The sequence below is a fragment of the Streptomyces sp. NPDC093064 genome (assembly GCF_044754605.1).
In the GTDB taxonomy this organism is placed as follows: Bacteria; Actinomycetota; Actinomycetes; order Streptomycetales; family Streptomycetaceae; genus Streptomyces.
Window position 1 is genome coordinate 1 of record NZ_JBIVPK010000105.1, and the last position, 9569, is coordinate 9569.

At 67.7% G+C, this 9569-nt stretch carries 6 protein-coding genes and 3 pseudogenes; 5 read left to right on the forward strand and 4 right to left on the reverse strand.

Translation table 11 applies throughout. The features are described 5' to 3' along the window. Positions 1–282: 282 nt before the first annotated feature. From istB to istA, 3 genes and pseudogenes are all read right to left on the reverse strand, one after another. Positions 283–876, reverse strand: a pseudogene (istB, locus tag ACIQFZ_RS42445) (IS21-like element helper ATPase IstB); the annotation flags it as partial. Positions 877–1030: 154 nt separating this feature from the next. Further along, the gene (locus ACIQFZ_RS42450) at positions 1031–1357 is read right to left on the reverse strand and encodes a hypothetical protein (RefSeq protein WP_402693884.1); all 327 of its coding nucleotides are present in this window, start codon (positions 1355–1357) and stop codon (positions 1031–1033) included. A 4-nt stretch (positions 1358–1361) separates the two neighbouring features. Further along, the gene (gene istA / locus ACIQFZ_RS42455) at positions 1362–2459 is read right to left on the reverse strand and encodes an IS21 family transposase (protein ID WP_402693885.1); all 1098 of its coding nucleotides are present in this window, start codon (positions 2457–2459) and stop codon (positions 1362–1364) included. A 104-nt stretch (positions 2460–2563) separates the two neighbouring features. Here istA and ACIQFZ_RS42460 point away from each other — a divergent pair, with 104 nt between their 5' ends. The 4 genes from ACIQFZ_RS42460 (at position 2564) to ACIQFZ_RS42475 (ending at position 7930) form a co-directional block, all read left to right on the forward strand. After that, positions 2564–3559 (forward strand): LacI family DNA-binding transcriptional regulator, encoded by a 996-nt coding sequence (locus ACIQFZ_RS42460; RefSeq protein ID WP_402693886.1) that lies wholly within the window; start codon positions 2564–2566, stop codon positions 3557–3559. Positions 3560–3997: 438 nt separating this feature from the next. After that, the gene (locus ACIQFZ_RS42465) at positions 3998–4453 is read left to right on the forward strand and encodes an RpiB/LacA/LacB family sugar-phosphate isomerase (protein WP_402693887.1); all 456 of its coding nucleotides are present in this window, start codon (positions 3998–4000) and stop codon (positions 4451–4453) included. Between the two features lie 198 nt (positions 4454–4651). Then, positions 4652–6004 carry an MFS transporter gene (locus ACIQFZ_RS42470; protein ID WP_402693888.1) on the forward strand — a complete coding sequence of 451 codons (1353 nt, stop codon included), beginning with the start codon at positions 4652–4654 and terminating at the stop codon, positions 6002–6004. 270 nt (positions 6005–6274) lie between these two features. After that, the gene (locus ACIQFZ_RS42475; protein WP_402693889.1) at positions 6275–7930 is read left to right on the forward strand and encodes an IS1182 family transposase; all 1656 of its coding nucleotides are present in this window, start codon (positions 6275–6277) and stop codon (positions 7928–7930) included. Between the two features lie 262 nt (positions 7931–8192). Here ACIQFZ_RS42475 and tnpA read toward each other — a convergent pair. Continuing rightward, positions 8193–8453: pseudogene (gene tnpA / locus ACIQFZ_RS42480) on the reverse strand (IS200/IS605 family transposase); the annotation flags it as partial. A gap of 52 nt (positions 8454–8505) precedes the next feature. Here tnpA and ACIQFZ_RS42485 point away from each other — a divergent pair. Then, positions 8506–9480 (forward strand): annotated as a pseudogene (locus ACIQFZ_RS42485) (RNA-guided endonuclease InsQ/TnpB family protein); the annotation flags it as partial. Positions 9481–9569: the final 89 nt, after the last annotated feature.

Here is a 9569-nt window from a genome sequence, read left to right on the forward strand (position 1 = left end):
CCGGCTGTGCACCCGGACCGACGCCGTCCCACACGCGGGACACGCAGCCCGCTTCGCAGCCGTCCGAGCCCGCACGACCACCAACTCGCCGTCGGTTATGACACTTTCGACCACAACACCTTCGACCCGGTGGAACCACGGGTCCTGGAAAAGGACATCACCCACGGCCGTTCATGATCGCGGTTGTGGTGACCCTCCGTGGCCCCAGCACGGAAAGTGATCCAGAACCTGAACCTGGACCCCTTTGGGGTCGGTGACTTTTGACCCCGTCTGTTGTGTTGTTCACCCGGTCGCCGCGCTCGGTGTGCGGCCGATGTCGCGGTCTTTGAGCCGGTAGGAGTCTCCCTTCAAGGAGAGCACATCGGCGTGGTGGACGAGACGGTCGATCATGGCTGCGGCGACGGTGTCGTCGCCGAAGACCTCGCCCCAGCGGCCGAAGGGTTTGTTGCTGGTCACGATCACGGACGCGCGTTCGTAACGGCCTGAGATGAGCTGGAAGAACAGGTTGGCGGCTTCCGGTTCGAACGGGATGTAGCCCACCTCGTCGATCACCAGGACCGGGACGCGCGCGAGCTGGAGGAGTTCGTCCTGCAGTTTGCCGGTGGTGTGGGCGGCGGCCAGCCGGTCGACCCACTGCGAGGCGGTGGCGAACGCGACGCGGTGTCCGGCCTGGCAGGCACGGATGCCCAGAGCGATGGCCAGATGGGTCTTTCCGGTGCCGGGCGGCCCGAGGAAGACCACGTTCTCCTTGCCGGTGATGAAATCCAAGGTGCCCAGGTGGGCCACCGCCTCCCGTTTCAGCCCGCGCAGGTGGGTGAAGTCGAACTCCTCCAGGGTCTTGCGGGCCGGGAAACGGGCCGCGCGGATGCGGCCCTCGCCGCCGTGTGTCGACGTACAACGTCATTTGACCAGTCACGTACAGGCTCATGTGTCCACCCTGGTGGGCGGGCCGGGGCCGCCCGACTGCTGATGGTGCGGGTCGGTGACCGCCGTCAAGAGCGCCCTTTGGGCGTCGCTGACGCGATGGCCGCTACGCGGCCACTCTGGACCGCGGCCCCCAACCTGTGAGAGGCGGCGGGCTATCGGGCGGCCCCTCCGCTGTGGCGTACGGCCGCCTGTACACGTGACCGTGTACCTGCCTGGACAGATGACCCCGAACCTCGACACCGTGGGCCTCGCGGGCGGCGACCTCACGTTGCAGGCAGGCGGCCAGGTACTCCTGATGGGTCCAGGACTCGGCGGCGGCGCGTTCGGCGAGCCGGTCCGCGGCGTCCAGCAGGGCGGGCGCCTTCAACGCGCGGCTGAGGAAAGCAAGTTCGGCGGCGATGTCCCGGGACGTGGTGGTGCGGGTGGCCATGACGTCAGTCCTCCTGTCCTGCTCCGCCCTCGATCAGCTGGAAGATGCGGTCGTAGGCCGGCAGCTCACGCTGTTCGACCTCCACCGCCGCGGCCTCGACGGCGGCCAGCCGGTATCGGTGGCGCATCCCGGCCGCGGCATCGGCGTGGTCGGGATCGGTAAGCGTCTGGTGGCGGGCCCAGCAGCGCGCATGTTCGGCGACCAGCCGGCCGTCCAGGTGGGCCCGCACCGTCTCGGTATCCGCCTCGATCCGCACGACCCGTCCGATCGCGGCCGGGTGGACCGAATAGTCGCAGGTGTCCAAGCGGATGTAGTGGTCCCGGCCGATCCGTACTGAGGTCTGCCACCAGCGCGGCGGTGCGGTCGGCGGCAGCGGCAGCATCGCGGCCCGGTCGGCCTCCCACCGCTCGACCGGGCGGGCCTCCAGGGTGCGGTGCACCCGGCGGTTGGCGATCTGAAGCCATCCGGCCAACTGCGTGTTGAAGTCGGCCGGGGAGGTGAACACCCTGCCGGGCAGGAACGAGGTCTCCAGGTAGCCGTTGGCCCGCTCGACCAGGCCCTTGGCCTCCGGGTCGCGCGGCCGGCACAGGAACACCTTGCAAGCCAGCAGCCCGGCCAGCGCAGCGAACTCGTGGCCGAGGACCACCCGCCCCTCGCGACGGCGGCCGATGGCGGGTTCGTTGTCCCAGACCAGTGCCTTCGGCACCGCATTCCACCCGGACAGCAGGTCCCAGTGCCCGGCCACCAGGTCGGCGGCCTGCCGGGACGGCAGCATCCGCGCGGCGATCACCCGCGAGTAACCGGACACCATCACCAGCACCGGCGGGCGGCCGCTCTGCCCGAAGCCCAGCGGGATGTCCGCGGGCGGGAACCACAGATCGCACTGGGCCAGCTCGCCGGACTGATACGCCGTCCGCGAGACCGGGTCCGCCGGCAGATACACCGGCCGCAACTCGCGCACCCGCCGCTTCAGCACCGACAACGACCGTTCCCAGCCGATCCGCTCGGCGATCACGGTGGCAGGCATCCGCGGATACTTCAGGATCAGCCTTCCCGCCTGGCCCAGGGCACCTGACCACGTGCCCGAACACCACGCACCCACGCGGGCTGCGTGCCCGCACCAAGGCCCTTGCCCATGAGGCGGTCGATGTGCGATCTTAAATGCATTCCCGTCATGGAAACGTTTCCACGAGGAGGTGCGGGTAGATGGTCACGATCAAGGACGTCGCGGCACGGGCCGGAGTCGCGCTCGGAACAGCGTCCCGGGTGCTCAGCGGCAGCAGTCAGACCTCGGCCGACTCCCGGGCCCGCGTGCTCGCAGCCGCGGCTGAGCTGGGGTACGTCGCCAACGGCCCCGCCCGTTCCTTGCGGCGCGCCCGAACTGATGTGCTGGGGCTGCTCGTCTCGGATATCCGTAACCCGTTCTTCTCCGAACTGGCACACGCCGCCGAGCAGGAAGCCCGCCAGCACGGCTACACCGTGCTGCTGGCCAACGCCAACGAAGATCCCGAACAGGCCGACGCCTACCTCCAGACCTTCGCGGCCCAGCGCATCGACGGCTTGCTGTTCGCGCCCCAAAGCGCGGTCTCGCCGCAACTTGCCGCCACGCTCGCGTCCGGGCTCCCGCTCGTGTTCCTCAACCGCACGATCGAGGGCATCGACGCCCCGCTGTACGGCACAGACAACACGCAGGGTGTAGAGCAGGTGCTCGCCTGGCTCCAGCGCCGAGGGCATCGCGACGTCGCCTTCATCGGCGGCCCCGACACGATCTCCACCGGTGCGGAGCGCCGTGCTGCCTACCTTGCCGGCTGCGAGGCGCACGGCATCAACTCCGACGACAGACTGCTCGACGCTGGTGATTTCCTCGTCGACGGGGCGGCCGAGGCAATGTGCCGCATCATCGACAGTGGCGTCACGTTCACCGCCGTCTTCGGCGTGAACGGTCGCACCACGCTGGGAGCCGTACGCGCGCTGCGCGAGCGTCTCGGCACAGAACAGGCTGCCCGTATCGAGGTGGTTTCCTTCGACGACCTCGACTGGTTCGAGTTCGCTTCGCCGCCCATCAGCGCGGTCCGAAACGACGCCTCGGCGATCGGCCGACTCGGAGTACGCGGGCTCGTCGACCTCATCGCCGGACGCACCGCAACCGGCCAGCGCATCCCCACGTCCTTCGTCGACCGGGCACCAAGGGACATCCAATGAGCCCGTAGGCGGCCGGCGGTGACATCTACCCGAATGCCGCCGCCGGCCTGGTCCCGGCGAAGCCGCCACGGCCCACCCGGCCAGGACGCACAGGTGACCGCGCCAACCGGGCCGCTGCCTGCACCGACGAACACAGGGTGGCAGCCGGCGACCTCACCCCGCATGCTGACATCGCTGCTCGCCGCCACAGCAGCTCTGCTCACAGGGCTACTCGCTGCCGAGCCGTCTCGCGGGAGGCGCCACGTCACACCGGGATGGCACCCGGCGCCCATCGCGCCCTCGGCACGAACACCATCGACCACACCTACACAATCCTGCGGCGTGCGGCCAATGCTGCACAGCACACTCACCGCCGCACCCGCAGATACCCAACCACGCACTGGGCCCCACCCAATCCCCAGCGGAACCGCAGTGCACTTTTCCTGAAAGGAGCAGCCGATGAAGGTCGCCCTCGGCGCAGATCATGCCGGATATGCGCTCAAAGACACCGTCAGCCAGGCCATTGAGGCTCTCGGACACGAGGTGATCGACTGCGGCACCTACAGCTGCGACCCTGTCGACTTCCCTGACATCACGCGCGCCACCTGCGAGTCCGTGCTCACCGGCTCCGCAGATCGCGCCGTGCTCGTCTGCGGCACTGGCCAAGGCGCCGTCATGGCCGCCAACAAGCTGCCCGGCATCCGCTGCGGCCTCGCCCACGAGCCCTACTCCGCCCACCAGGCCGTAGAGCACGACGACGCCAACGCCATCGCCATGGGGGCCTGGCTGGTCCCGCACGCGCTCGTGCCCGAGATCGTCCGTGAGTTCCTCGGTGCCGTCTTCGACGACGACGAAGAAACCCGCCGCCGGGTCGCCAAACTCAATGCGCTCGACGCCCTGACTCCGGCCCCCTGACAAGCCGCCCACACACCCTTTGAGCGGGTGAGCTCTCTCTTTCGCTGACACCGAACGCCCTGCCCACGGACGACTACGGCGGGCGCCTCCTCGTCATGCCCAAAACCACCCTGCCAAAGGATCCGGCCTCCCCCTCGTGCGGCCCCCATCCCAAGGAGAACTCCCATGCCCACCAGCGTCCCCGCCGGACGACGAAGCGTGCTCGGCTCCAAGGACCGTGTAAAGACCGCGGTCGCCGCTGCCCTCGGCACCAGCGTCGAGAACTACGACTTCATTGCGTACGGCACTGCCTCCGCGCTCTACTTCGGGGCCGTCTTCTTCCCCGAGAGCGACCGGTTCGTCGGCACCCTGCTCTCCTTCGCCACCCTGGCAGTCGGCTTCGCCATGCGCCCGCTCGGGGGCGCCATCGGCGGCTACTTCGCCGACAAGTTCGGCCGCAAACCGGTCCTCGTCGCGGCGATGGTCGTCATGGGCACTGCCACCTTCCTCATCGGCGCGCTACCGACCTACGAACAGGTCGGTGTGCTCGCACCGATCCTCCTCGTGGCCATCCGCATGATCCAGGGCCTCGCGTTCGGTGCCGAGTGGGGCGGTGCGATCACCATGGCCTACGAGCACGCGCCATGGCACCGCCGCGGCATGTTCGCCGCGATCCCCCAGTCCGGCAACCCCCTGGGCATTGCCCTGGCCAGCGGCGTGTTCGCGTGGAGTGACACCCTCGGCGGCAACTGGCAGTGGAGGACCCCCTTCCTGCTCAGCGCCGTGCTTGTGATCGTCGCGTTGATCGTGCGCTCCCGGCTCTCCGAATCCCCCGAATTCGAGGAAGCCCAGGCCAGCGGCAAGACCGAGAAGAACCCGTTCCTCGCGACTCTGGCCGAGGACTGGCGCGGCATCCTGCGCGTCATCGCCTTGCGCGTCGTCGAATCCTTCGCCTACTACTCCACCGCAACCTACCTGCTCAACTACATCACCGAACGCCACCCCGACCTCCGGCCCGTCGCCCTCGGCGCGATCACCGCCGCCAGCATCCTCGCCATTGCGGTCACCTTCCTCGCCGGCGCGATCACCGACCGCATCGGCCGCCGCCCCATCTACATAGTGGCTTGTACTGCGGCGATCCTCTTCGCCTTCCCGATGTACCTGCTCACCAACTCTGCCCAACCCGCCCTGGTAGTGACGGTGTTCATCATCGGAATCGGCCTCATCCACGCATCACTCACCGGAACCCAGGGCTCCCTGCTCACCGAGCAGTTCCGCACGGCGACCCGTACCTCGGGCGCATCGCTCGGCTACCAAGTCGCCGCAGCCATCGGCGGTTTCGCCCCACTGCTCGCAGCCGCCCTGGTGGGCACCTTCGGCTGGCCAGGCGCTGCGCTGCTCTACCTCGGCGCGGCCGTGATCGGCCTCGTCGGCATCCTCGCAACCAAAGAGACCTGGGGCCGCGATGAGCGGGAGCGCGTGCGCGGCCTCGTTGCAGAGGAAAGCCGTGCTCAGACTGTTTCGGGGACGCCGGCGAGTGCCGTCCTGACGCGCTCGTCCGAGTCTCGGTGAACTCTGTTCTCGTGGGTCGACGGCACACCGTTGTGCCCGGACAGGTAGCCCTGCCGGTCTGTACGTCGACGTACGAGATGCGACGTGTCAACTGCCTCGGGCTGAAGTCCGAGGCTTGTAAGTCCTGTCCGCCGCTGGCTGTGGCGTCTGACTTACCGGGGCTCTTGCAGAAAGCCCCGGCGTTCACGACTCCGTTGGGAAATCCGCAATTCGGTGATGGCGGATGGTCTGGGCTGTCAGGATCGGCTTGTCGTCGATCAAGGGGGTCGGATGTCGTTGGAGTCGCGGCGTGATGTCGGTGTGCCGGATCTGACCGCGCGGGTGGTGCGGGCCTCGTTCCCGAAGGGCACGCCGGCGATCCGCATCCGTGAGGCGCTCGGTCCGCTGTTTGAGGACGAGTCCTTCGCCGAGGCGTTCCCGCGGCGGGGACGACCGGCGGTCTCGCCCGGGGCGTTGGCGTTGGTGTCGGTGTTGCAGTATGCCGAGGGACTCAGCGATCGGCAGGCCGCTGACCAGGTCCGGGCCCGGATGGACTGGAAATTCCTCCTGGGCTTGGAGCTGGACGACCCGGGGTTCGACTTCACGGTTCTTAGCGACTTCCGCGCCCGGTTGATCGAGCACGGGCTGGAGGAGAAGGTCTTGGACCTGGTCCTTGAGCGGATCTGTGCACGTGGACTGCTGCGCGCGGGTGGCCGTCAGCGCACCGACTCCACCCATGTCCTGGCCGCGGTGCGATCGCTGAATCGGATGGAGTTCGTCGGTGAGAGCCTGCGGGCAGCGCTGGAGTCGCTGGCCGCGGCCGCCCCACAGTGGCTGACCGGGGTAGTCGCACCGGACTGGGTGAAGCGTTACGGCGCCAGGATCGACTCCTACCGGTTCCCGAAGGGCGACAACGCCCGAGCCGAGTGGGCCGAGCAGGTCGGCCGGGACGGCTTCAGCCTCCTGCAGGCGGTTTACGCACCCGACGCGCCCACCTGGCTGCGCGAGGTCCCCGCGGTCCAGGTCCTGCGACGGGCCTGGGTCGAGCAGTACCACCGCGACGGGGAGGGGGTGCGCTGGCGGGAGGCGAAGGACCTCCCGCCGGCCAGAAACCGCCTGTCCTCGCCCTACGACCTCGCCGCCCGATACGGCACCAAACGCGGCTCGGGCTGGGTCGGCTTCAAGACCCACCTGAGTGAGACCTGCGAGCTTGACGCCCCGCACCTGATCACCCATGTCGCGACCACCGACGCCACGGTCACGGACACCGAGATGACCGAGGTGATCCACCTGGGCCTGGCCGCACGGGAGTTACCGCCTGGCGAGCACGTGGTGGATGCCGGCTACGTCACCGCCGCCCACATCGTCACCGCCCGCGACGTGCACCGGATCGAGTTGCTAGGACCGGTCGGCGCGGACACCGTCCACGAACGCCTCGCCGACGGGCACATTCCGCAGAGCGCCTTCCACGTGGACTGGGACGCGAAGCAGGTCACCTGCCCCCAAGGAACGACCAGTGTCAGCTGGTCCGACCAGCGCAGACCCATCGGCACCGCGATCACCCAGGTCCACTTCGCGGCGGCGGACTGCGCACCCTGTCCGCGGCGAGGCGACTGCACCACCGCGAAAAACCACAAGTGGGGCCGCACCCTCACCCTGCGTCCCCGCGAGCAGCAACAGATCCTGTGGCAACGTCGCACCGAGCAGCAAACCGACGAATGGAAGGCCCGCTACAACGTCCGGGCCGGCGTCGAAGGCACCATCTCACAAGCCGTCCGCCGCACTGGGATCCGCCGCACCCGCTACACCGGGCTGGCCAAGACCCACCTCGGCAACGTCCTCGCCGCCACCGCACTCAACCTCATACGCCTCGACGCCTGGCTGGACGAGACCCCGCTCGGCGGGACCAGAACCTCCCACCTCGCACGCCTCGAACTCACCGCCTGAACCACCCACTTCGCGGATTACCCAACGGAGTCGTTCACGCCGGGGATGAATGCATCTCAAGGCTGCTCTGACGTGCCCCTTAGAGCGGACGTTTTTGCTGCTCATGTACTGGCGGACGATCGCCAATGGTGCTCCGCCGTATGATGCGGAGAAATACGAGGGTGACCACAGGTGCCCGTGCGTGACGGCGCGGTTGATCTGGCCGGTGGACTCTCCCCCAGCCTTCGGCCGGGAGGTACCCGCAGCCGTATCCGGCGAGCGGGACGCCCTTGTGACTGTTGACCAGTTTCGAGACGGCGACCTTGGGTGGGTAGTGCACCAGGAGGTGGACGTGATCGCGTTCGCCGTTGGACTTCTTCAGCTCCGCTTCGAAGTCCTCGCACACCTTGCGCATGATCGCTTCGTAGCGCGTCAGCATCTCGTCGTTGAACACCCCGCGCCGGTACGCCGTCACAAAGACCAAGTGCACATGCATCGCCGAAACAACATGCCTGCCACGTCTGTAGCCGTCTGGTGTATTCATGTATTCATGTATTCATGAGACCAATTGACCGATCGTAGGTAGGGTCTTGGTTGTGCAGCTCCGCTACAACTACCGGGCCTATCCGGATGCCTCCCAGTGTCGTGCGCTGGCCCAGGCGTTCGGGTGTGCCCGCGTGGTGTGGAACGACTGTCTGCGTGACCGGAAGGAAGCGCACGCGGCGGGACTGCCGTATGTGAGATCAGCGGAATTGTCCCGACTGCGCATCACTCAGGCCAAGCGCACCGAGGAACGTGCCTGGCTTGCCGATGTGTCGGCGGTCGTGCTGCAGCAGTCTCTGCGGGACCTGGACACCGCCTACAAGAACTTCTTCGACTCCATCAAGGGCAAGCGGCAGGGCCGCAAGGTCGGTCCTCCCCGCTACAAGTCGAAGAAGGACACCCGGCAGTCGATCCGTCTCAACACCAACGCCTTTTCCCTCCAGGACGACGGCACGGTGTACCTGGCCAAGGTCGGCCATCTCAAGGTCAAATGGTCCCGATCGCTGCCGGCCGCACCCACGTCTCTGACCGTCACCAAAGACAGTTGCGGCCGGTACTTCCTCAGCTTCGTCGTGGACACCGAGCCGGACATCCTCCCCGGCCTGGAGACCGACACCGGGATTGACCTGGGCCTGTCCGCCTTTGCGGTCCTGTCCGACGGCAGCAAGATCGACAGCCCCCGCTTCCTGCGCCGGGCCGAGAAGAAGCTCAAGCGCCTTGGACGAGAGCTGTCCCGCAAGGCCAAGGGATCGAAGAACCGGGCCAGGGCCCGCATCAAGGTCGCTCGCCAGCATGCCAGAGTGGCGGACCGGCGCCGGGACTGGCACCACAAGGCATCCACGCAGATCATTCGCGACAATCAAGCGGTGTATGTGGAAGACCTGGCGGTGTCCGGTCTGGGGCGCACCCGGCTCGCCAAGTCCGTGCACGACGCGGGGTGGTCCGCGTTCGTGGGCATGGTGGAGTACAAGGCGGTCAAGCACGGCCGCACCTTTGCCAAGGTGGACCGGGTCTTCCCGTCCTCTCAGAGGACGTTTTGAGCCGGTATGTCCGCTTCGGATGCGGGCTTGAGTTGGCCACGGCTCGGAAGGTCACGCGGTCCCTTCGGCAGCTTCTA